Raw genomic sequence first — 302 nt, forward strand, 5'->3', positions numbered from 1 at the left:
GGTCCGCGCCGCCCAGGCATGCCGGACGCAATAGCCCTGCTCCGGCCGGCGGCGTTTTATTTTTGAGATCGCCGCATCATGAAATTCAGCAGCCACTTTCTGTTCACCGGCGCCGCCATCCTCACCCCTGTCTCTTATACACATCTCCGAGCCCACGAGACTCCGCCAATTATCGCGTATGCCGTCTTCTGCTGGAAAAGGGGGGGGGGGGGGGGGGGGGGGGGGGGGGGGGGGGGGGGGGGGGGGGGGGGGGGGGGGGGGGGGGGGGGGGGGGGGGGGGGGGGGGGGGGGGGGGGGGGGGG

At 72.8% G+C, this 302-nt stretch carries 1 protein-coding gene; it reads left to right on the plus strand.

All coding sequences use genetic code 11. The annotated features are described in order from the left end of the window. Positions 1 to 78 precede the first annotated feature (78 nt). The coding region (locus JHD59_RS22520) for a hypothetical protein (RefSeq protein ID WP_199155904.1) at positions 79 to 302 on the plus strand (224 nt) is incomplete at its 3' end.

This window comes from Chromobacterium sp. ASV23 (assembly GCF_016428945.1).
Lineage (GTDB): Bacteria > Pseudomonadota > Gammaproteobacteria > Burkholderiales > Chromobacteriaceae > Chromobacterium > Chromobacterium sinusclupearum.